The 22,025-nt window shown below is 44.4% G+C and carries 22 protein-coding genes; 13 read left to right on the forward strand and 9 right to left on the reverse strand.

Going from position 1 to position 22,025, the window contains the following annotated elements; genetic code table 11:
* Positions 1-448 precede the first annotated feature (448 nt).
* From FM042_RS07950 to FM042_RS07970, 5 genes are all read left to right on the forward strand, one after another.
* Positions 449-916, forward strand: a complete 468-nt coding sequence (locus tag FM042_RS07950; protein WP_143235891.1) for a hypothetical protein — start codon at positions 449-451, stop codon at positions 914-916.
* Positions 900-3,353, forward strand: coding sequence for a hypothetical protein (locus FM042_RS07955; RefSeq protein ID WP_143235892.1), 2,454 nt, complete (start codon positions 900-902; stop codon positions 3,351-3,353). The genes FM042_RS07950 and FM042_RS07955 overlap by 17 nt, the downstream gene beginning before the upstream one ends.
* Entirely contained in the window at positions 3,350-6,562 is a 3,213-nt protein-coding gene (locus FM042_RS07960; protein WP_143235893.1) for a site-specific integrase, read from the forward strand. Before FM042_RS07955 ends, FM042_RS07960 begins: the two co-directional genes overlap by 4 nt.
* A 474-nt stretch (positions 6,563-7,036) precedes the next feature.
* On the forward strand, positions 7,037-7,930 hold the full coding sequence (locus tag FM042_RS07965) for a DNA-processing protein DprA (RefSeq protein ID WP_143235894.1): 894 nt from the start codon (positions 7,037-7,039) through the stop codon (positions 7,928-7,930).
* Positions 7,931-7,933: 3 nt separating this feature from the next.
* Positions 7,934-8,566 carry a type I phosphoribosyltransferase gene (locus FM042_RS07970; RefSeq protein WP_143235895.1) on the forward strand — a complete coding sequence of 211 codons (633 nt, stop codon included), beginning with the start codon at positions 7,934-7,936 and terminating at the stop codon, positions 8,564-8,566.
* Between the two features lie 750 nt (positions 8,567-9,316).
* Here the strand turns inward: FM042_RS07970 and FM042_RS07975 are convergent.
* Positions 9,317-9,862, reverse strand: coding sequence for an ImmA/IrrE family metallo-endopeptidase (locus FM042_RS07975; RefSeq protein ID WP_221931509.1), 546 nt, complete (start codon positions 9,860-9,862; stop codon positions 9,317-9,319).
* An 8-nt stretch (positions 9,863-9,870) separates the two neighbouring features.
* Positions 9,871-10,227, reverse strand: a complete 357-nt coding sequence (locus FM042_RS07980) for a helix-turn-helix domain-containing protein (protein WP_143235896.1) — start codon at positions 10,225-10,227, stop codon at positions 9,871-9,873.
* Positions 10,228-10,504: 277 nt separating this feature from the next.
* On the opposite strand from FM042_RS07980, the gene FM042_RS07985 reads away from it, so the two are divergent.
* A complete protein-coding gene (locus FM042_RS07985) occupies positions 10,505-10,939 on the forward strand; it encodes an antitoxin Xre/MbcA/ParS toxin-binding domain-containing protein (RefSeq protein ID WP_143235897.1) in 435 nt (144 codons plus the stop codon).
* Between the two features lie 44 nt (positions 10,940-10,983).
* On the opposite strand, the gene FM042_RS07990 is transcribed toward FM042_RS07985, so the two are convergent.
* Together FM042_RS07990 and FM042_RS07995 are read right to left on the reverse strand one after the other, a co-directional pair.
* On the reverse strand, positions 10,984-11,646 hold the full coding sequence (locus FM042_RS07990) for a Fic family protein (protein WP_221931510.1): 663 nt from the start codon (positions 11,644-11,646) through the stop codon (positions 10,984-10,986).
* A gap of 831 nt (positions 11,647-12,477) precedes the next feature.
* Entirely contained in the window at positions 12,478-12,762 is a 285-nt protein-coding gene (locus tag FM042_RS07995; RefSeq protein WP_221931511.1) for a hypothetical protein, read from the reverse strand.
* Between the two features lie 241 nt (positions 12,763-13,003).
* On the opposite strand from FM042_RS07995, the gene FM042_RS08000 reads away from it, so the two are divergent.
* The 3 genes from FM042_RS08000 (at position 13,004) to abiEi (ending at position 15,504) form a co-directional block, all read left to right on the forward strand.
* The gene (locus FM042_RS08000) at positions 13,004-13,336 is read left to right on the forward strand and encodes an MbcA/ParS/Xre antitoxin family protein (RefSeq protein WP_143235900.1); all 333 of its coding nucleotides are present in this window, start codon (positions 13,004-13,006) and stop codon (positions 13,334-13,336) included.
* Positions 13,337-13,813: 477 nt separating this feature from the next.
* Entirely contained in the window at positions 13,814-14,566 is a 753-nt protein-coding gene (locus FM042_RS08005; protein WP_143235901.1) for a hypothetical protein, read from the forward strand.
* A 347-nt stretch (positions 14,567-14,913) separates the two neighbouring features.
* A complete protein-coding gene (gene abiEi, locus FM042_RS08010; RefSeq protein WP_143235902.1) occupies positions 14,914-15,504 on the forward strand; it encodes a type IV toxin-antitoxin system AbiEi family antitoxin in 591 nt (196 codons plus the stop codon).
* Positions 15,505-15,512: 8 nt separating this feature from the next.
* Here abiEi and FM042_RS08015 read toward each other — a convergent pair whose 3' ends face one another.
* From FM042_RS08015 to FM042_RS08035, 5 genes are read right to left on the reverse strand one after another with little or no spacing between them, the layout of a single operon-like run.
* Positions 15,513-15,794, reverse strand: a complete 282-nt coding sequence (locus tag FM042_RS08015; protein ID WP_143235903.1) for a hypothetical protein — start codon at positions 15,792-15,794, stop codon at positions 15,513-15,515.
* A 51-nt stretch (positions 15,795-15,845) separates the two neighbouring features.
* The gene (locus FM042_RS08020; RefSeq protein ID WP_143235904.1) at positions 15,846-16,223 is read right to left on the reverse strand and encodes a helix-turn-helix domain-containing protein; all 378 of its coding nucleotides are present in this window, start codon (positions 16,221-16,223) and stop codon (positions 15,846-15,848) included.
* Positions 16,213-16,539 (reverse strand): hypothetical protein, encoded by a 327-nt coding sequence (locus FM042_RS08025; RefSeq protein ID WP_143235905.1) that lies wholly within the window; start codon positions 16,537-16,539, stop codon positions 16,213-16,215. The genes FM042_RS08020 and FM042_RS08025 overlap by 11 nt, the downstream gene beginning before the upstream one ends.
* Positions 16,539-17,720, reverse strand: a complete 1,182-nt coding sequence (locus FM042_RS08030) for an Arm DNA-binding domain-containing protein (RefSeq protein WP_143235906.1) — start codon at positions 17,718-17,720, stop codon at positions 16,539-16,541. Before FM042_RS08030 ends, FM042_RS08025 begins: the two co-directional genes overlap by 1 nt.
* Positions 17,713-17,952 (reverse strand): hypothetical protein, encoded by a 240-nt coding sequence (locus FM042_RS08035; RefSeq protein ID WP_143235907.1) that lies wholly within the window; start codon positions 17,950-17,952, stop codon positions 17,713-17,715. The genes FM042_RS08030 and FM042_RS08035 overlap by 8 nt, the downstream gene beginning before the upstream one ends.
* A 167-nt stretch (positions 17,953-18,119) precedes the next feature.
* Between FM042_RS08035 and FM042_RS08040 the strand changes: the two genes are divergently transcribed.
* From FM042_RS08040 to FM042_RS08055, 4 genes are all read left to right on the forward strand, one after another.
* Positions 18,120-18,302 carry a helix-turn-helix domain-containing protein gene (locus FM042_RS08040; protein ID WP_456298077.1) on the forward strand — a complete coding sequence of 61 codons (183 nt, stop codon included), beginning with the start codon at positions 18,120-18,122 and terminating at the stop codon, positions 18,300-18,302.
* Between the two features lie 107 nt (positions 18,303-18,409).
* Positions 18,410-19,933 (forward strand): type I restriction-modification system subunit M, encoded by a 1,524-nt coding sequence (locus tag FM042_RS08045; RefSeq protein WP_143235909.1) that lies wholly within the window; start codon positions 18,410-18,412, stop codon positions 19,931-19,933.
* Positions 19,923-21,137, forward strand: a complete 1,215-nt coding sequence (locus FM042_RS08050; protein WP_143235910.1) for a restriction endonuclease subunit S — start codon at positions 19,923-19,925, stop codon at positions 21,135-21,137. The genes FM042_RS08045 and FM042_RS08050 overlap by 11 nt, the downstream gene beginning before the upstream one ends.
* Positions 21,134-21,991: a GIY-YIG nuclease family protein gene (locus tag FM042_RS08055; protein ID WP_143235911.1), complete on the forward strand. Its 858-nt coding sequence runs from the start codon at positions 21,134-21,136 to the stop codon at positions 21,989-21,991. The genes FM042_RS08050 and FM042_RS08055 overlap by 4 nt, the downstream gene beginning before the upstream one ends.
* Positions 21,992-22,025: the final 34 nt, after the last annotated feature.

The raw sequence follows: 22,025 nt of genomic DNA on the forward strand, positions 1-22,025 counted from the left end.
CTAATGAAGTACGTTTTGGCTGACTTAAAACGAAACAACCCAAATAGGTCAGGAGTTAGCGGGCATCTTCCTTCGCGCCATCCATGGCGTTCACCCTGCGGGCGTACTCGCTACATTCGTAAGTTGAAAACGGCAATCCTGCCGTTTTGTCGAACCTGAAGAAGTTCTCATCTGGCCTCAGGCACCCCAAAACAAAAAACCACCCGCTTGGGTGGTTCTTTATTTTGGCGCGCCCGAGAGGATTCGAACCTCTGACCTCTGCCTCCGGAGTGCAGTAGATGCAATTAGTCTTAATCAGTATAGCGCGGCTTTATTGGGCTTCAAGGGGTAATTGTAAATCACTTTATATTAGATTAAGAGCCAATTTACATCGATTGATGTAAAATGTGGCACATTAATTCCGATTTATGTATAGTCCTTTTTGACATTTAGCTGACATTGGACACACATGCGCATCCTCGAAAGGCGAGAGATCGAGCTTAATCAAATCACTACTTTTGATCCCCGAGTAGCCGGCTTCATAGCAGAGCTTTCTGATAGAGATTTTGTTGCAGTTAGCTCTGGTTTCACGGAAGAAGCAGCATTCGATTTGGCACTGCTTCATCCCATTTTTTTAAGTCAGCGTAACAACAAAATTTTTGTGGTGGCTGGCGCTAAGACCTTTCAAGTTGTTAAATCAGTTCTGCGGCCTGAATCAAAAGTTGGTTGTTTTATTGTGCAAGGAACATCGGACGAAATCTTACGTCTCGCCAAAACAGATCTAGTTGGTTCTCCATGCTTATTTTCTTTGTCCACAAAAGTTGCGCAGCAGACTAAGAAGCTTGTGGACGTATTGGGTGGAGAGAGCGCCTCAAGAATACATTCGGATCTACGCTCCATTCGCGGAATGACGAGAATACATGAGCGTCGAAAATAATTTGTTTCAAGAGAACATTGATGACCTCTGCAGATATTCAGATGTGGAGCGAGAGCGGCTGATAGAATTTCTAAATTTTATTGAGGCCCCGCATCATCTTAAGAACTTGAGCGCAGCAATCTCTGGCTGCATCAAAATGCTTCGAGTACCAGCCGTCGAGGAATTCACTTCACCTAAACTGCTTGAGTATTTGAGTACAGCCAAAAAGTTGCTTAGAGCAATACACTCACAAGCCGAGCTGTCTGGATTTATCGCTGAGAATGTGGCTGCAAAAAAACTTACCCGAGGCATGCTTCAGAGCTTTCCACTCTACTCACTGCTATTTTTTGCCCCTGAAGATCGCACCTTCGTTTTACATCAACTTAAGCAAGTAGCGTGGTTAAAGACCTCAGAAGTCTCCGCTAACGACATCGACGACTATTGTCGCTTTGTTCGAATACTTAGTGAGAACCCAATCCCTCAGATATTAAAGGAACAGCTTGAGCACCCAACCCTGTCGACCGAGTTAGTTTATTTGGCGGTCAATAGATTTCTGGAGTGCCAGAACGAGGAATTCGTACATGTTGATGATTACGGCCGCAACCTTTTCACAAACACTAAATCTGCATTACGTTTCCTAAAAGTTATTACTAATCGACCAGTAACGCGAAGAAAGCGTATAGGTGAAAAAAAGGTTATTGAGAAAAGGCTTTCATTAGGAATCAGGGGCTATGCTTCTCTTGGTGATAAGTACTTCGTCTATCCACTTACGTTCCGCGATGAGTTTGACGAAAATTTCGTTCCGCACGCCCGAACGTATGAATCTTTTGAGGTGAGTGAAGAACTCGAGGCTGAGTTAGAGGAAGCGGGCATCGAAATCGCTGAGCTTCAGAACCCAAATCCGACGGCGTGGTTTATTGACGTCAGTACACCTCTTTACGCGCAGAAATTTAGAAACAAAGTTAAGAGGCTGGGTCAACAGCATCGCATCGAGCGGCATAATCAGTATCTTCCACTCAGCGTAACTAGACTCTCTAATTTCGAAGTGCAAGAGCTGCTGCACGCAACAATGAATAGCGATATAAGAAGTCGACGGGAAGTTGCGCTGTCATTGATTATCCTCATCATGTTGCTTACATCTTCAACATTCGACAGAGCAAAAAGAGTATACGTCACAAAGAACAGTGACAATCTCGATGTTGATCAGATGGGAGATAATATAGCCCTGTGTTTATCCCGAAAGGCGTGGGTCGTACCCCGGTTGGAGTTACCTTTTAAAACTCCAGAGATATCGAATTCAAAATCGACGACGCCAAGGACACTTTTGCGTTTCCCTGTTCTGTTAGGTTTCATTGTGGAAGTGATTAATCTGTCTTTTGTTGATCAACACGCGGAACTGTTTCAACCCTTTTTAAAACTAAAAGTATCTATGGGTGATGTGCAGGAATTTCTTGGCTCTGTATCGAACCGTATCACATCAGCAAAGGTCACCAATTATCTGATTAGTGCTGCAGCTTCGAGGTTCGGTGTTTCTGTGGCCGGCTATATATTCGCGAGAACCCTTCCCGGAAGTCTCGCTCGTTATTATTACTCCGCGCATCCCCTGGACCACTATACAAAACTTTACCTTGAGCTCGCTGAGGCGGAATTGAGTCTAAAGGCAACTTTTCAGGACTCCATCAACGCGCATTCATGTGAGCCCCTCGACTCCCTTGAGTATGATTTCGACCTTACTAAGCCAGAAGAAAGTTTTGGGGCTCGGTATGTTCCTGACACAAAGGGGCTATATCGGACTATCGCTGCATTACAGAACGAACTGAATACCCTGCGCCGCGCAACGACTAAGTACGCATTTATCGAGTTCCATAACTTATATACCGTGTATTCAATCTTCGCACAGAGCCTACTTACTGGAATCCGTTCGGTGATTGACCCTTTTGTTGGAAGAGAGAATATTCTTGCCGAATCTGACATTTTGGTATTTCGTGACAAGGATACCGAAGATCAATTTCACACTAGGATGCAACCTACACACCCCCTAACCCTCGTGCTTGCAGACAATTACAGGATGCACAGTTCGTCAGTAAGGGACAAATTGTTTTTCCTAAATCCGAAAAGCTTTGACTCCGATAAATATGGTCAATCCAAAACGTTCTTCATAGACCCGGTTACTCACAAAATTCTAAGCTCACGGCCAAGCATAATTGGCCAATTTCTCAAGCCTTTCAACACTCTGCCACTTAACTCCAATCGTAAATATTTGCGTTCGTTCCTAGAGCGGGAAAGGGTATCCGCCGAATCGGTGGACATAATGCTTGGGCATTATTCATTGGGGGAAAGCGTTGGTGACCGAATGTCCACATTCAGCTTGGCGGATGTTCGAAGGGAAGTCATGCCCGCTATTGATAAGTTGATTCAAAGTTTATCTATTGAACCAATCGCGGGGTTAAATGTATGAATTTTCTGCAATTGAGTGATGAGCTTCAAGAGATACTTAGAAGAGTATTTCCCGATGTAGAGTTGCATCGAGAAGTGCCTCTATTCACGAAAGACGTAATAGATGACATTTTCTTTAGAATGACACAGTTTGAGCCAATAGATGCCAAATCTATATCCGAGGAATTGAGTGCTTTTATCTCTAGCTTGAATCGCAGTGGGGATTTTACGTTAAGCACCGTAGCTATCGAGAGACCGACGGCTAGGTTTGTGCTTAATGACCTAGACCTAGTCAAGTACGTGTCAAACCTAGATCAGATATTCAGATACTCTCTAGGTGTTACAAACATAGAACCTGAGCATGCGATAGGCCGGATATTGTATAGCGCCATGCGGTTCGGTGGTTTGCTCCGAAAGGAGTTTTTGGAGGTCCTTTATCATCAACTCCGCCGACTGGATGCACCATGTGTTCTTGAACAAGAGGTCTGGTTTGATCTTGTAAGTAGCACTGGGGAGTACAAAAGATGGAATCCAGACTCTTTAACATTGTTGATGATTACCTCATGGTTCAACGGAAAGAGAATTCAGGGTAAACGAAAGTCTTGGTATAGGCAGCTCTGTGATTTTTTTAAAAAATATTCGGATAAATCGATTCAACCGTTGAGTGAGGGACAGTTGATTCGAGGGGTATCATCAAGACTTGCCATAGAGGTGACGCCTACACTGGTTGATATAGCAAACGGAGAAGTGACCTCGTTCCCTATCACCAGAGGTGCATTTCTGCGGCTCATTACTAGAAAAGCACCAAGAGCAAAAATGGGGAAGGGGAATAGCAGAAAGGAATACACTCTGTCTCGTTCGTCTCTTCAGCTAGTGTCAGAAAGTCCAGATGATTTCTTTGTGAAGCACATTGAAGACCTTTTGAATGCATCAGCGGACACCGAACGCAAGCAACTCTCTGCAACTCTAGACGACCAGATTGAGCAAATGGAGTGGTTAGTCAGCCCCCAGTTGATATTTTCAACACGATGGCTTTCCAATCGGTTGTTGAATGATGGGGCTTGGTCAAAATCACTCACAGTACAGACATCAAAAAATCGCTATAAAAGGATAAATAAAGTCCTAAAACTTATTGATCGCGACAGGAGTTTCACAGAACTTTCAAATAGCGAGGTATCAGACCTTTATACGAGAGTTCTTGAGGGTGTTGCGAAACGCGCTGAGAAAGAAACGGATGAGAAAAAAGCGAAGAGGCTATTCAATAAAGCTCATAACCTAGCAGCAGCGCTGCGCGATTTTCATGATTTTATGACACGAGAATATGGAATTGAGGCAAATCACGTCCCAGACACTTTTATATTACGTAAATATAGAATTCACAAAGTAGGAGCGGTCGATGCTGATGTACTCATGCCCTGGGAGTATCTTGCACTGAAAAAATTCTTATCGGGGGAGAGCAAAAAGAAAACACAGAAAAAAGAAGACGCGGATTTATTATTAGCACAGTTGGTGCTTCTTATTTTGGGATACCGCACCGGAATGCGAAGGTCAGAAGTGCATTACCTGCGATTAACGGATTTCCATATTCCGGTCGACCTAAATGGCGAGCAACTTTTGCAGAAAGCGGAAATAGTTGTAAGTCCTCACTCACAAAGATCTTTAAAGTCTGTGTCTGGTTACAGAAGGATTCCCGTTGGAGCTTTAGTCACGCCGACCGAAAGAAGTACCATTTTCGCGTTCTTTTGCACCCGGCTGAATGAATCTGGAGAAAATAGCTTCCTATTTAATATAACTTCCAATAACCGTCCTTTTCTCACAGCAAAAGCTTTGTTCGAACCTCTAGCTTGGTATCTTCGTGCAGTCACGGGCAATCCTAGAATGCGCTTTCATCACTTGCGCCATAGCTTTGGAACATGGAGATTCTGGTCATGGATGCCAACTACTGTACATGCAGGTTCATTAATAGCCAGAATGAGCACACCCGAAATTATCGCGCAGATTGGGCAGGAAAGGATGGCTGTGCTAGATGTCAGTGAACCTCTCCAACCCAGTCGGAAAACTCTTCATGCTATTAGTCTGATTATCGGACACGCACATCCGAGTACAACCTTGCATCACTACATACATACTGCATCGCTCATCTTCGAATCTGAGCTCATGAGACTACAACCTACGTTAAGAAATAAAGAACTAAGCGCACTAGCAGGTATTACTGAGCGGGGCTTATTTGAGATAGTAAAGAAAAAGGGTGTGCCTAATACAGAACTGACGAACACCGGCGAGCTCACCCCGTGCATTCTGCGAAAACGATCACTGCGTCTATTGCGTCGCAAATCTTCGGTTGCGAATGAGGTGAAAGATTGGAGGCCTGTGATCGCCGAAAAGATAGGGCTCTATCGAAGGGAGCCAAGTGGAGAACGGCTAGAACTAATAGACCTTTATCTAGCATGTCGCGAGTATTTTGATACTCGTCCATCGCTCCGAATTTTGGAAGATAAATACAGCGTTCATGGAGTATCCATTGAGCAAACAATTGCCAGAGCAGAATCGCTTTTTGAATTAAAAAAGGAGGTTAGGAAAGGCAACAGAGTCATCTTGAGGGCTCGGCATTCTCGAAAACGGACGAAATACATTGAGGAACCAGAGAGTTCGGTGAAAACTAAGCAAACTGTCTATGTAAAAGAGTTAGTCCCTTTACCAAGACAAACAAGGGAAATGATGACACTTGAGAGGATGCTATTGGCAGTGGCTAAGCTGACAAAAAAGCAAAAGCAAAAACTGCATGGAGCGCTCGAATACTTTATCACCCACAGCCAAGCCTTTGAACAAGGTATTGAGTTTACGTCACAAAGACCCTTCTCGACTTTTATATCCGCCATGCGATTACTAGATCTTTCCTTACCAGACAGAGACGGGAAGCCTGTAGAGCGCCTACGAGCCACTATTTGTATAGATGGGTTAAATCAGGAAAGTAAGTTAAGCAGTCGAGCATATTGGAACAAAAATGTTGGGTTCAAAAAGTCGTATCAATTTGAATACCGAGATAGGAAGAGGAAACTGACGCATAAGAATGGTTATGTGTTGCTTGATTTGATGGCGCCAGAGGCACAGACATCGCTTGAGTCCAGTGACACAAAAGTCGAAATCAAAAAGCGGCGCACTGCGGATAATGGCTTTCGCGTTGGCTTATATGTGCTATACCTGACTCAGGATAAGTGGATGAGTGGTTAGCGTAGTTGAGAATTAAATTCGCGTATAATTTACAGTTAGTGCAGGGCTTAATGGCGGTCCGATAGGTTTTAGTTTCAACGTAACGAATAGATATCGCTACGTAGTTTGCTTTCGAAACTTTTATGCAACAGGCGCTTAACCTTGCGCCTAAATAGGCTAACAGAGTCACGGGCAATCATAACAAGGCCAAGCGCAGTCCAGCCCTACAGTTGCACCTGTTGGCATGCATGGGACCATGGTCGGCGAGTGGCAGGAGGCCAGGAAGGCTACTTTTTTGTAAGGAAGTTGGGGTATTACTAACTCAAAGGGTATTATTTTGTGTCTGGTTGCGCTTATACCATGTTGCCGGAGCACCCGAAATTTCCGCTGCCATTCTGGACTGTTTTTTTACTGACGGTCGTAAATGGACTTACTGTTGGCGATTCATTACATTAAGCATTAACAGAAAAATCACGACGATTTCTGGAGTAACAAATGCGAGAATTGTTTGAAGATAAACTTGATTTTGGTGATGCCATTTCCCCTTTTATTGAAATGGCGGCATATGAGGCCATTTGGCAGCGAAAGGAAACTTCGTTTTCCCGTATAGCTAATTATTTCAAAAAAAATCCCTTTCTGAAGCCATCCGATATGGTAGGCGAGGAAGAGCTTTCTGGAAATCTGGAACTGGCTCGAAAAATAATCAATGAACTCTCTCAGTCAGACGTTCCTTTCGGTATTCGTGTGCATGGAGAGCCGAACTACCCTGAAAAGCTAAGGGACGCTAAGAATCCTGTTGAGGTTCTATATTATCAAGGAAACTGGAATCTTATTCATTCGCCTTCAATAGCAATAGTCGGGGCGCGAAAGGTAACCGATGAAGGTTTGAAAAGGACGAGAAAGATTACGCGCCTTCTGGTAGAAGCCGGCTATACAATTGTGTCGGGTCTAGCGGAAGGGGTGGATACGATGGCGCATCAGACAGCGATCAAAGTTGGGGGTAGGACAATTGCTGTGATTGGAACACCACTGACTCAAGTTTATCCGAAATCTAACACAGAACTACAAAGTAAAATCGCAAAGGATTATCTTGTCATTAGTCAAGTTCCATTTGCAAGATACTCGCAGCAAGACTTCAGGATTAATCGAAGTTTCTTTCCGCAGCGAAATATCACAATGTCCGCTTTAACTGAAGCGACGATAATCGTTGAGGCTTCGGATACTAGTGGAACTTTGTATCAAGCAAGGGCGGCAATCGCGCAGGGGAGAAAACTATTTATTCTTGATAGTTGCTTTAAAAATCATGAAATATCCTGGCCTGATCAGTACCTTAAGAAAGGTGCCATTAGGGTTAAAGAGTTTTCCGATATTATCGAGAATCTTGAGTAAAGCATGCCAAACACCAGGCTTAATAAAATTGACGCAGCTTCACTTCCTTTCCATCGGTATCTAGATAACTCAGATGAATGCTTCTATTTTTACGAGTACACGGTGGGTATGGGGTATTCCGCAAGTGATCCTAATCAGCTCATATTTAACTTAAAGAAAAGTGTCACCCGTAAAGGCTATCCAGACTACAGGCATAAACAGAATGCAATTGGGCGCGTAGCTCGACTGTTGAGTGGGTTTGACTTCACAGATTGGTGTTTTGTGCCTATCCCACCATCTAAAGAAAAAACACATCCTGAATACGACTCACGGATGGTAGATATCTTGCAAAATGCAAAAACTTTGAACAATTCTATTAATTGGCACGAGGCTATTTTACTTACAAAAAGTCATGCCGCAAACCATCTCCAAGAAGGGAACAGGATGGGGCCTGATGATTTAGAGCACATCTATAAATTTAATGCTCCTGCTACACCGTACAATAATATTATCATTTTCGATGATGTGTTAACGACAGGTTCTCACTTTAAAGCAATGAAGAGAGTTATTTTGCAACAAAATCCCTTTGTTCGAATTCGTGGTGTATTCATAGCAAGAAGCGTTTACTCGAAGACCTATTTTGACGACGAAGTTTAATACCCTTGGTTCAGCCTCTTGCCTGCGCACGGATTGATGCATGATTTGCTCAGTTTATGGAAGATGACTATCTTTTAGTTAAAAAATTGAAAGCTGCTGACAAAATAAATAGCAATTACTAAATTAAAAAACATCTATTAATTAAGGGTTTAGATAGCACATTATTGGATTGGTTTACCGTTTAGCATACTTCATTAAGCGCTATTTTAGACGAAGGCGTCGAGATATCGGGTATTTCTCGTGAAAATTTGATTTCAGAAATCAGGCCCGTACATCAAAAATATGATAGGGCCAAGTATCTTTTTTGTACTGAAAAACTAGACCACAGACACCACACGCTTTTACAGGAAAGTTGAGTAACTAGTTTTTATCATTGATTATGTTTTCGAATGTCCGGCTAGAAATGAGAGTACTGTTATGTGTATAAAAATAGGGGGGAATTCACCCCCCTATTTTATTCGGCGGAACCATCTATTTCTTCTTCACATAGATAGGCCACGCTCTAAGGCCATAATCTCTCGCATACATCACTTGGCCCGTCTTTGGACAAGTTTTGCTCGCTCGGAAAATAACCATCATGCCGGGTGGAACTTTAACCGTCTTCTTGGTCATACGTCATATCACCTCCTTACACCGAGGAGATTAGGGCTTGAAATTAATCTGGTGTTTGTTATACTCCAGTTGAATCTAATTCCAAGTGAGACGCCCTCGGGACCGTCTCTTTTTGTTCTTAACATTGCAGCCACAATGTTAAGACCAATTAATAAGGCCTTCCTTTTGGAAGGCCTTTGTTTGTACTTTGGCAGCTTCACGAGAAACACCAAACAATTCCATCACCTCATTGATAGATTCGCATTCTGATGCAACGATGTTAGCTGGAACTAAGAGTTCTCCAGCAAAGCAATTGGCTTGCCATTCACTATCCTCAAAAGCTCTTAACGGAACATCAGCGCTAGTCCTCATAAAATGTGTTTCATGGTGAAGTAGCAGATGCCCCAACTCATGAGCGGCGGTCATCAGGTCTCTAGGGTTACCATCTATCGCTCCATAATAGACATCCTCTCTAAGAGCTATTATTCCCTTAGTAGGCTTTGCAAAGCCATGATTTGCACCCATTGTTTTCTCATCTAAAACAATTAGCTCAAAGTTTTCATCTAGCATTGGAAGCGTGAATTCTAGGACATGCATTATCGGGAACTTGGCCGTAGTACAATTAGTCACTTTGCGGACAGCGTTTGCTACCCTTCTTATGTTAACCCTACTACGGGGCTTAACTTTAAACTTAGTTCCCGACATTGTGCCTCCTAATCTCTATTTATAAATTCAATCAGTTCGTCAAACTCGTCATCTTCCATTCCGTTAAATCGACGAGCGAAAATGACTGCGGCCTCGCGGGCGCGATCTGAACTTCCCTGAAGCGTTAACTCAATTTTGGGTTTTGAATACTCATTTCGCTTTCGTATAAGCTCAAAGAAGCTACCATCTTGATCTTCGAGAGCATTAGCTATCTGATTTAACGTGGATTCAGCTACACTTTTCTTCCCTGTCTCCAGTGCAGATAGATATGCAGCACTGACTCCCATTCTTTCAGCCATACCTCTCAAAGAAATCCCTACATCTATACGACGTTTTCTAATTTCTTTACCTAAGGGCGTTAACATGACTTTTCTCCAATTTCTTTATGTACATGTAGTTCTAATTGTTATTTTTAGCTCCATCCAATCTTCAGTATAGTCGAAAAAGACTCGAATGTCAACCTATTTATGGTTCACATTGGAAACCTATTATAATTTATAGATGTTTTCAATCATTTTCCCTACGATCTCTAAAAGAATAGGATCATGACAGCGGTGAGATTTTCGTTAAGATAGGTCATCTGGGCCTAAGAACTTCAGTAGGGCATCTAATTACATCCGGTAGAATGGAAACCAGACTAATATGGCCACTGTGCAAAATTCGAAGAAAGGTGTTGCTAGCAGAAAGCTAGAAGAATGGTTTGGTTGGGGAGTTGACACTGAACTGGAATACTCACGGTTAGCCAGGAGTAGGCTCAGCCCAACTACCGTGTCAATTCTGGAAGACATCGGCTTCAGTCGCGATGAAACTTCATGGATTATTTCCCCACGAGCAATCAGTGAGCGGATTAGAAGTCAGAAAATGCTAACTGTTGATGAGAGCGCTAAGGTAATCCGCCTGGCCCGCCTTGCTGCTCTTGCCGAAAATGTGTTTGGTGGACCAGAGAAAGCTCGGCGATGGTTGAGCAAGAGTAAAAGAAAGTTGAATGGGTTAACACCACTCGAAGCCACTAAGGATGAGTTTGGAGCAAGAGTGGTTACTCAGATGCTGATAGAGATCGATAGTGGCATGTACTAACTCTGGAAATGTCGCCGTTGGGCTCTGAATAACTTACTGCAGGTTCAGTCGACAGGATGAATTGCAGTGTCAGCTTCAGGATGGCACTCGAAGATAAAGCGCATCATTTCGGTACCGTCCTTGGAGCTATAAAAACGTAACATCTTATCTTTAAACTCATCAGCCTTTGCAGCAGGAAAACTAATTGCGTCGATGCCGTGTGACATCAACACCCCGTTCATCATGAGTCGTGATGTGCGCTTGTTGCCATCAAAGAAAAACTGCTGCAAAGCACCAAACAAAAAATAGGCGGCTGCTTTCTCGAAGGCAACTAATGAATTAAGTGCCGAAATACCTTCTTGGAAAACACGGTTTAGCTCGGACGCCCCTGAGGATGTTGATATTGGCGTGTAGTGGCCCAGCTTACCTAAATTGATGACAGGCGTTTTGGCCGACTCTCTCCCCTCTCCACGAAAGCATCCAGAATCGATGCTTTCACCGTGCACGATTATTTCATTCAGTTGACTAAATATGGTTTTCGAAGAAGCGATAAACTGCCTACTTTTCAGTAAGCTGAGAAGGCGCCGATGACCATCTACGAGGTTTAGAATCTGCTGCTGATCTGAGACTTTTCTGCCTCCAACGGTCACGCCATCAACTAATGTTTTAATTTCACAGAAAGAAAGAGGGTTCCCTTCGAGTACCGCAGCATCCCAAATGAATTCCACGAGCATCCTATGCATACGAAAGCACACTCGATCTAACGAATAGGTCGGAAGTGATGCAAGAATTTGTGATTGGTCCCAGTGGAATCCAAGGGCTTCAAAAAGAGTCATGTCACGCGCAGTCAATTATGAGTTACAGCTTGACGATACAAGAGACATTGCACAATTTAAAGCTGATATTTGACTGTATTAAGATAAGCATAGGAGGCGAACTCCTGTGGCATACCATTATTCTCGAGTTTTAACCTATATCCCAGGATCTGGATGATCCGACTCCTGTGGCATACCATTATTCTCGAGTTTTAACCTATATTCCAGGATCTGGATGGCCCGACTCCTGTGGCATACCTTTATTCTCGAGTTTTAACCTATATTCCAGGATCTGGATGACCCGACTCCTGTGGCATAACATTATTCTCGAGTTTTAACCTATATCCCAGGATCTGGATGACCCGACTCCTGTGGCATACCTTTATTCTCGAGTTTTAACCTATATTTCAGGATCTGGATGGCCCGACTCCTGTGGCATACCTTTATTCTCGAGTTTTAACCTATATTCCAGGATCTGGATGGCCCGACTCCTGTGGCATATCATTATTCTCGAGTTTTAACCTATATCCTAGGATCTGTATGGCATCACACCTGCGGAATTCCTCTATTCTATATCCCAGGGTCTGGATGACCTTAACTCCTGCGATATACATATATCTCAAGATCTTATGGGCTTGGGATATTTTTTTACCGCTTCGACTGACTAGAAGTTAACTAACATACCCCCAAATGTTAGCATCGCCGAGGGAGTTTCGGAATGATCAACAATCTAGAGTACGTATCCTAGTGAAAGATTGAGCTAGCGGCCTCTAGTACCTCATCAAGGTACGTAAAAATAAGATCAGTAGCTGTGGCGCTTAAAGGGTCGTGTATATCGCGTGGGTTTTTTGCTTCTTTGAGCATGAGCGCTGCGTCAGGATGCGTCGCTAGAAAGTTCTGGAGAGTAGCTACATCGATGGTTACGCTGTTCGGCCTTCCAACAGCAGCTTCACCCTTGCGCCAATAATCAACATGCTTCTGGAGATACTCGAGACTAAAAACGACTTTAAATAGTTTGTCGCTCATCATAATTTCCTTATTCATTGTGCGCTGAGGCTCTTCCCTGACGCCATCTTTGTCGGATTGTTTGGGGTAATAGTCCGGTTAGATTATCGCCATGCAAGTTTGAGGTCAATCAACTCAGGGTCAGTGAAATTCCTCATGCAGTGTGCGTGATAATATTCCTAGGATAGGGTATCTTTTTATGACACGAGACTCAGCTGATCATTAATCTCGTGTCGGAAAATCTATACTGAATGGAGGCAATACTTTGCAAGAAAAGAACAGAGTTCTGGCTACAGCAGTCATGAATGCCGCGGATAGATTGGGTTTGTCCAAGTCTGAAGTTGCGAAAATTTTGGCAGTGCCGGAAATCAATTTTGATGAGAGCGACATTGAGCCAGCCTCCCATGCTGGGCAAAAGGCAATCCTTCTTATCCGGTTACATTATGCCGCCCATGCATTGCTCGAAGACGATGAGGCCGCACTCGCTTGGTTGAATACCAGTAATAGGCAATTTGGCTCGACACCACGAGCCCAATTATTGTCTGATATTGGCCTTCAATCAGTCGTCGATTATCTTGAAGCCCACACTAGCAAATAATCCGTAATTACTTAAGTATCCAATTGGCTATATCCCATTAGATTGTTAGTTACGTTGTAGACTCCATATCTCGGACACGGTGGATGCTCGAATGTTGTGATGTTTAACTGCTGAATCGCACTTCCGACTATTTAGGTAACGATATTCGGATATCTCCAATTTGTTGCATGATTATGCCTCAGCAAGCTCTAAATGCAGTAAATCGCGCTGCTCCATAATATGAATGTCTTGTAGTTGCCCCCGCTTAAATGTTACATCGATTGCGCCGCGTTCTGGCGTACCGTTAAGGTGTACTCAGATGAGACAGAGCGGCGAGACTAGGCGGTCTGACATATGGGGTAATGATAGCTTCGGCTAGCAAAATTGTGGTTGGAAGATTAAGAATTCTGTTGGGGCAGTGAGCTCAAATTAAACCCTGGAAGCTGAACTGTGATAATAATAGTGTCCACCTACTACTGGCTTATCATGAGAGAATTTATGGAAAACGTCACCAATAGGATGGCAATAAAGCTATACCTGAAACGGATACCAGTGAAATTTACACTGATGGTGCTCGTGTTGTTCGCGGTCTTTGTAATCAAAATCACGTATTTTGACTTCTTGCCTGAACTTTTTCAGGGTGCTAATAAGTTAGGAATGGTTTTTGAGAGCGCTGTTTTAGCGTTGGTGATTTCTACGATTTTTTACAATGTAGTGACTGTTGGTGACTTGGTTCGTAAGGAAAAGGCATTTCTAGAGCAATCTTTTCCTAAGGTACGTCAATTGGTACAAATGAATATTGCGTTTACGAGTGTCATATTAAAAGGAAACTATACAAGCGAGAGCTTTCCTCAATTTCCCACCGATCTTGAAACACTGAAGGAGAGTATGTCAGCGATAAACTACTTTGAGAGAAATACTCCAGTTTGCTATGCAGATAGTATGCTTGCGTATGATTGGAGGGAATACATGAATGAGCATGTAAACAAAAGCAAGGAGCTTTGTAATCAGATAATTGAGATGTATAGCCTCTTTCGAGTAGAGCACAAAGAGCTATTATCACGTTTGAGTGACTTCAAGAACTCGGCTTTTTTCGGGCTTGTCACCAAGGTTTACAGGATCAAGGTTCAAGACCATAAAATTTCAATGTATGCGAAAGATTTTAGTGAGTATCAACACGAGTTAAGAAAGGTTGTTGATTTGTACTCTGATTCGTATGATGTCAAATTTGATGTGCCATTTCGGGGTTAAAACCTGTGTTGGTTTTACTGTAGCTGCCCCGCGAAAACGGACAGTTTAACTTGCCACTTTAAGAGCTCGATACTCTCTCGGTGGCAGCATTTTCAAGCCGGTGTGCGGATGGAATTTGTAATCTTCGAACCACTCAGCCAGCTTAGCCAATACAGTAGCCGCATCAGGGCGGTCACTCAAATTGAAATTAAATAATCTTAAAATCCGCAGTAAATAGAAAATGTTTAGCTAACGGTTTGAATTATTGTTAAGTCTGAACAGAATTGTAAACCAGCTCGCGAGGTTGTCCACTTCCCCTAAACTGAGAGCAGACCATGCGGGTGAAATCTTTCCTGAGAAATTGACATATGAAAGCAGACAATCTGATTGAAGTGATGCATATGAGGCGGAAGGATGGCGGTCCCCGCGTGGCGAGTGCGGCCGATATTCACGCTTTTTTTCCGGATGAAAAGCGCGAAAATATCAACACATCCCTTTTAAGACTCCACAGGCGGGGCAAAATTGCGCGAGTTTGCCGAGGTATCTACGCACTAAAGGAAGACTACGAAAAATTTCCGTTCCTGCTTGAGCACACCGCAGAAGCGTTGCGACGAGGCCACTATGTGTATCTGAGCCAGGAAACTTTCCTTAGTGAGCGCTCGATTATTTCTCAGCAAGCCTTCGTGGTCACTCTCATGACTACGGGAGCTAGCGGAAAAGTCAGAACGCCTTTAGGGCAAATCGAGTTTACGTCAACAAAGCTAAAGCTCATGGGTGACATTGATAAGTACCTATTCAGCAAAGAAAGACGCCTTTACGTTCCGCCAGTATCTATTGCCTATGCCGACTTAAAGCGAGCCGGGCGTAATCTGGATTTGGTTGATCCAGAGATGTTAGCGGAGGCGCTAAAAGAAGAAGAGCAACCTGGAAGTTGCTCTTGGTGGGAAGAGGACCGTTGAAACAATAGTTAATTATCTGCAACGCAGAGTTTAAATTGGGCGATCACTTGCTTTGAGGAGCTCTTTGATAACGGGAGTTCGCGTACTTGCACGCAACGCTTAATCCAATCACGAAGCGCGGCCTCAAAAGCTGCCTCAACACGCTCATCCAGAACTCGAATTACCTCGGCTTGCGAGCACTTTCCCAAGTCATCAACAACGGCGTCATATATATCGTTGAGTGCTTTTTCAAACTTCTCATCCGAGTAGTTCGGTAGGTAAAACGGGTAAATACGCTCGATTATTTCCATTTAGCTCTCCTTGTTTTTTAGTCATGTTTTGGTTGTATTAGGCTTCGGTACCTATTGATTAATACGTTCTTTAATTGCGAGTTTGGCTTTAATGTCCGAGAGACTGGAAGGGTGGTAAAGCTCTATCGAAGCCAAACTTAAGGTCTTGAGTTCTTCGATGGAGCGATGGATTTCTTCCACCAGAGCTTCAAATGACGGATCGGTTGTGTCAGTGCGATGTCGTGACCATGTCAAGATCGAGTCGCGCCAAATAAACCGACGCTTTCCGGACTTAACGGATTGAATTTCGTTACTTGCGATTAATCGATTAACGGTACGCTCGGTAACATGCGCGATTTTTGCGGCTTCTTTTATGCTGATGAGTGAGTAGCTAGTGTTATTTGGGTCGTCGGGACTTTGTCGTGACATGTCATGTTGGTTAACCGACATTACTGACCTCCTTTTGCAGGGGATAGCCAAGCTGTTCGCTTAATGCACTCAGCGTTGGTTGCAATAAGCCTTCCAGGACCTCCAATTGGTCTGCTGAAAATGGAAGTTTGAGGCAGGTGCATACCATGTAGACCCAACTCTCAACGGCCTGCAGATTACAGTCCTCGGTACCACAACCGATATGCGGTACCAAATCATCCCCAGATTTTATGCAAAGCGAGGCCATGAGATTTTTAGCAAGGCAATGCGCATACTCAGCAGCATCTTGTCGAAGCACGATGGTGTGGGCTAGGTGGCGTTCGTATTCATAACTCATTACGATTTACCTCCATATGGCTGAGTGTCGAAGTTCTGTTTCAATAACCGCTCAAAAGCTGAGCCGTCCTGGCGAGTAAGGTTTGGCACATAGCGTGAATACACTCGAAAGAGCATTTCCGTCGTGGAGTGGCCCATTTGCTGTGCAATCCACTCAGGGCTCTCGCCAGAAGCAAGCCATAATGTCGCTGCAGTGTGTCGAGTCTGATAAGGGCGCCGCTTGGCCAGCCCTAAGTGGCGAAGTAGGGGATACCAGACACGCTTTGTGACGTTGTTGTGGGCAAGTGGGGTTCCGGTCCGCGAACAAAAGACGTAGTCATACTGACCGGTCGTTTCGTACTGACGCTTAAGTGCATCAAACACGAGCTGGCTCATGTCAATTGCCCGAAAAGAGCCATCGTTTTTGGTGTACTGGACTTCACCATTCACAATCGTACGTTTCACCATGATTTGCCGGCGAGTAAAGTCCACGGCGTCCCACTGCAGACCATCAATCTCCGCGGTGCGCATTCCGGTGAAGAAGCGGACGGTGTAGTAGTTCCGAAAGTCAGGGCGGACTGTGTTGATAATCATCTGAACTTCATCAAGGCCAAACGGCTCCACATCAGTACGCGGTACTTTGAGTGATTTAATTCCTTGATAGGGTGAGCTAAAATTAAAGCGGTTGGCTGCTTCATTCAAAATCATGCGCAATGGCGTCATGATGTGGTTTATCCGCGACGGTGATAGCGTCTGGTTGCTCCGGGTTCTTACTTTGGCGAGTGATGCCCGGAACTCCAGTATTTCCGCTTTGGTGATGCGGCCAACTTCCTTTTCTCCAAACTGAGGTAGTAGATATCGGTCGAGCGAGATACGTACGGTATCTGAATGGGATGTGCGCCACTGAATTTGCATCTCACTAAACCACAACTCAGCAAACTCGGAGAAAAGTGGTGTGTCCAACAGCCGAGAGCTGCTCTGCATGGCTTTAAACTTCTCGGCGCGCGGGCTGTTTGGAAAATGCCGGGCGTAATCGAATGTACCAAGCGTGATTTCCGCTTCGATGCGCTCCAGTAATAGCTGAACCTTGCGGCGATTCGCTTTAGTGTCATTCAGCGCAGTTTGTTCTCGGAAGCGCTGACCGCGGTATCGGAAATCCAGATACAGCTTGCCGGTTTGTGGTCGTACACTCACGCTAGCCATGAGCAGCACCTCCTCTGGCCATTGGAATTGCAAGTGAATGATTCGAGGCTTTGCCCATATCGTCCCGAATCGCTTCCCAAAGAAATAGAATCTTTCTGCCCCCGAATGGTCGGATGTAGTGGGTACCCTCCAGAAGCACCGAATCTTTGAGTCGGTCGCGAATGGTGCGCGGGTCATATTTGATTCGCTCCGAGAGCTCCTCAGTAGTCAAAAGTGTCATGTCATTTAACATGGCAAGCTCCTTCGTTAAGTGATAGATTGAATGACAATACGCACTTTAGGAGTTCAAATTGTCATCCTAAATGACATATTAGCACGCAAAATGACATTTGCAACAGCTTTTTGCCATTCTAGATGACATTTTTTGGGGTAGTTATGATTAAGTGTCATTTAGCGAGAATGATGGGCGAACGTAAGCTCAAAATTATGGACGTAGCGCGGGAGACTGGTTTAAACCGCAATACGATAACGCTCCTCTACAAGGAGACGGCACAGCGCATTGATTTCGCTGCATTGGAGACGCTCTGCATTTATTTTGGATGCGAAGTCGGGGATTTGCTGGAAGTCTACCCGGACAAGTAGAATTGAGGCTACGACGCTTGCTGACGTAACTAGCAGTTACTCTGTAAAGTTGAGTCTCTCTGTAAAAACAAATAGAACGTGAAAAACAAGACAAGGTAAGGACACGAATGAACTCGCCAATTACGCAAGATACAATTAATAAGGCGCTATGGAACGCATGTGATACGTTCCGCGGCACGGTAAGTGCTGATACCTACAAAGACTTTATCCTCACCGCATTATTTCTTAAATACATCTCGGATGTATGGCAAGACCACTATGACACTTACAAAGCAGAGCATGGTGATGTGCCTGAACTTATCGAAGAGCTGATGAAAAACGAACGCTTTGTATTGCCTTCCGGTGCTAGTTTCTATGCGCTATATGATCGCCGCTATGAGCCAGGCAATGGCGAGCGCATCGACCAGGCACTCCATGCGATTGAAGAAGCCAATGGCACTAAGCTGAAAGATGCTGGGAAAAGTGTGTTCCAGGACATTAGTTTTAACACCGATAAACTCGGTGAAGAAAAACAAAAAAACGACATTCTCCGCCATTTGCTTGAAGACTTTGCCAAGCCCGAACTTAACTTGAAACCAAGCCGAGTGGGCTCCTTGGATGTTATTGGTAATGCTTACGAATATCTCATCAAGAATTTCGCGGCCAGCGGTGGCCAGAAAGCGGGTGAATTCTATACCCCACCAGAAGTATCAGATCTGATTTCCGAGCTTCTTGATCCTCAACCTGGGGACAGCATTTGTGACCCTGCCTGTGGCTCAGGGTCGTTGCTGATGAAGTGTGGGCGTAAAGTCGTGGCGAACCATGGAAGCAAGAGATATGCACTGTATGGTCAAGAAGCGATTGGCTCGACCTGGTCATTAGCCAAAATGAACATGTTTTTGCATGGTGAGGATAATCACAAAATCGAATGGGGCGATACCATTCGTAACCCCAAATTACTGGATAAAAATGGCGACCTGATGTTGTTTGATATCGTGACCGCCAATCCACCGTTTAGCCTGGATAAATGGGGCCATGATGAAGCCGAGAACGACAAGTTCGGACGTTTTCGGCGTGGCGTGCCGCCCAAAACCAAAGGCGACTACGCGTTTATCCTCCACATGATTGAAACGCTGAAGCCAGGAAACGGCCGTATGGGTGTTGTGGTGCCCCATGGCGTGTTATTCCGAGGCTCATCCGAAGGCAAAATTCGTAAACAGCTGATTGATGAAAACCTGTTGGATGCCGTAATTGGATTGCCGGAGAAGCTGTTCTATGGCACGGGTATTCCTGCCGCGATATTAGTGTTTAAGAAAAGCAAAGATAATGAACGCGTGTTGTTTATTGATGCCTCGCGTGAATTTAAATCCGGCAAAAACCAAAACCAGTTGAGCGAAGCGAACATTCAAAAAATAGTAGATACCTATCACGCTCGTGAAAGCGTCGATAAGTACTCCTACCTTGCCACCCTCGAAGAAATTCAAGAGAACGATTACAACCTCAATATCCCACGTTACGTCGACACCTTCGAAGAAGAGGAAGAAATTGACCTCGTGGCGGTGCGCGCTGAGCGACAAAAGCTAAAAGCTGAGCTTGATACACTTGAGGAGCAGATGACGAGTTATCTGGAGGAGCTAGGTTATGGTGCCTGAGGGCTGGACCCTAAAACGGGTTGGTGAGCTATTTGACGCCCAGCTGGGAAAGATGCTCAATAAAGAAGCGAAGCAAAAGGAACCCCAGTTTCCATACTTAGGAAACTCTAATGTCCAATGGGGACGTTTTGACTTATCCGATTTGAAAACTATGCATTTCAATGAGCGCGAACTGATGAAGTTTTCTTTAATACCTAACGACATTATTATGTGCGAGGGGGGAGAAGTAGGGCGCTGTGCCGTTTGGCAGGAGATAGGTCAAAACATATACTATCAGAAAGCTCTTCATCGTCTTCGAACAAAAGGGGAGATTCTTCCTGATTTTTTTCAAGCCTATATGGAGAGCATTTCAGGTACAAAGCTATTGGACGATTATACGACTAGGACTAGCATCGCTCACCTAACTCAAGAAAAACTACTTTCGCTACCAGTCAGACTCCCCACTCTTTTGGAGCAAAAGAAAATTGTGGGAATCCTAGCCACTTGGGATAAGGCCATCACCACTGCCGAACAACTGCTCGCCAACAGCCAGCAGCAGAAAAAAGCCCTAATGCAAAAACTGCTCACTGGCAAAAAACGCCTGCTGGATGAGAATGGGGAGAGATTTAGTGGAGAGTGGAAAGAAGTGCGCCTGAAAGAATTACTTACAGAAGAAAAATCGCGTAATAGAGATAATAAAATTGATAGAGTACTCAGTGTAACAAATCATAGTGGCTTTGTTCTTCCAGAAGATCAGTTTTCAAAACGAGTTGCAAGTGAGAATGTAAGAAATTACAAAATTGTTCGAAAAGGTCAATATGGTTACAATCCTTCGCGATTGAATGTCGGTTCATTTGCCCGTTTAGATAGTTATGACAATGGTTTATTGAGCCCCATGTATGTTGTGTTTAGTGTCAAAGAGGGGCTTCTCTGTAGTGACTACTTCTTGAACTGGATGAGCTCCAATGAAGCAAAACAACGAATAGTTGGAAGTACACAGGGATCTGTTCGGGATTCTGTAGGATTTGATGCTCTCTGCAGATTACCATTCAAACTTCCTCTCATGGACGAACAACGAAAAATTGCCTCTGTGCTTTCCATTTCCGATGGCGAGATTATTAACTTACAGCAAAAGATAGATGCCTTAAAACAAGAGAAAAAAGCCCTAATGCAGCAGCTGCTCACCGGAAAGAGCCGTGTAAAGGCCGATGAGGAGGCAGTATGAATCCGGAGAAGCAGCCCAGAACTATCCAAATATTTTTGCCGACCGGCGACCCGTCAGGTATTCGTGTCGCAGAGATAACGACTTCGATTGTGCGGCTAATAGAAGTGCCACGAAACCAGATGGCTGAGTTCCTGAAAATGCCGGAAGCGCATCAAGTTGGATTGTACTTCTTAGCAGGTCGTGAAAACCAGGATGAAGTGTACATAGGACAGTCGGGTGATGTAGGCCACCGGCTAGGTCAGCATTTGAAGAATGAAAAGAAAGATTGGGAGCGAGCATTAGTGCTGATTTCGCTTACCAATAACTTGACCCAAACCCATGCTCTATATTTAGAGTCGATCAGCATCGAAAAGGCGCGTGCCTGCGGCCGTTACGAACTCATCAATGGCAACAGTGGGCAGAAGCCGCATACGCCTATACCGCTTAAAGCAGACTGCGAGGAAATCCATCGAGCAGGCTCGTTATTGCTCGCAACCTTGGGTTACCCCATCTTTGAGGCTTTGATTGATCCGGTAGAAGCAGCAACCGATGAAATGTTTTATTGTCAACGCGGTGATGTAGATGGCCGAGCCTACTACACAAACGAGGGAATGGTCGTGCTAAAAGGCTCATCAGCACCCTTGATTCCAAAACGAAAAACCACGCAACCGCGATTGATCAGCCAACGTGATATGTTGCTCGATAAAGGTGTGCTGGTCCGGCAGGGTGATCGCGCCGTTTTTCAGAAAGACTATCTGTTCAACTCTCCCAGTGGAGCCTCGTGTTTATTAATACTTGGTGCTACAAATGGTTGGAAAGAGTGGAAAACGAAAACAGGGCAAACGCTGGATGATTATGTAGGGCGTCAAACTTAAGTTAATTTTAAGTTTGATAGCATGAGTTGGATAT

The sequence above is a fragment of the Aliidiomarina halalkaliphila genome (assembly GCF_007096385.1).
Taxonomy (GTDB): Bacteria; Pseudomonadota; Gammaproteobacteria; order Enterobacterales; family Alteromonadaceae; genus Aliidiomarina; species Aliidiomarina halalkaliphila.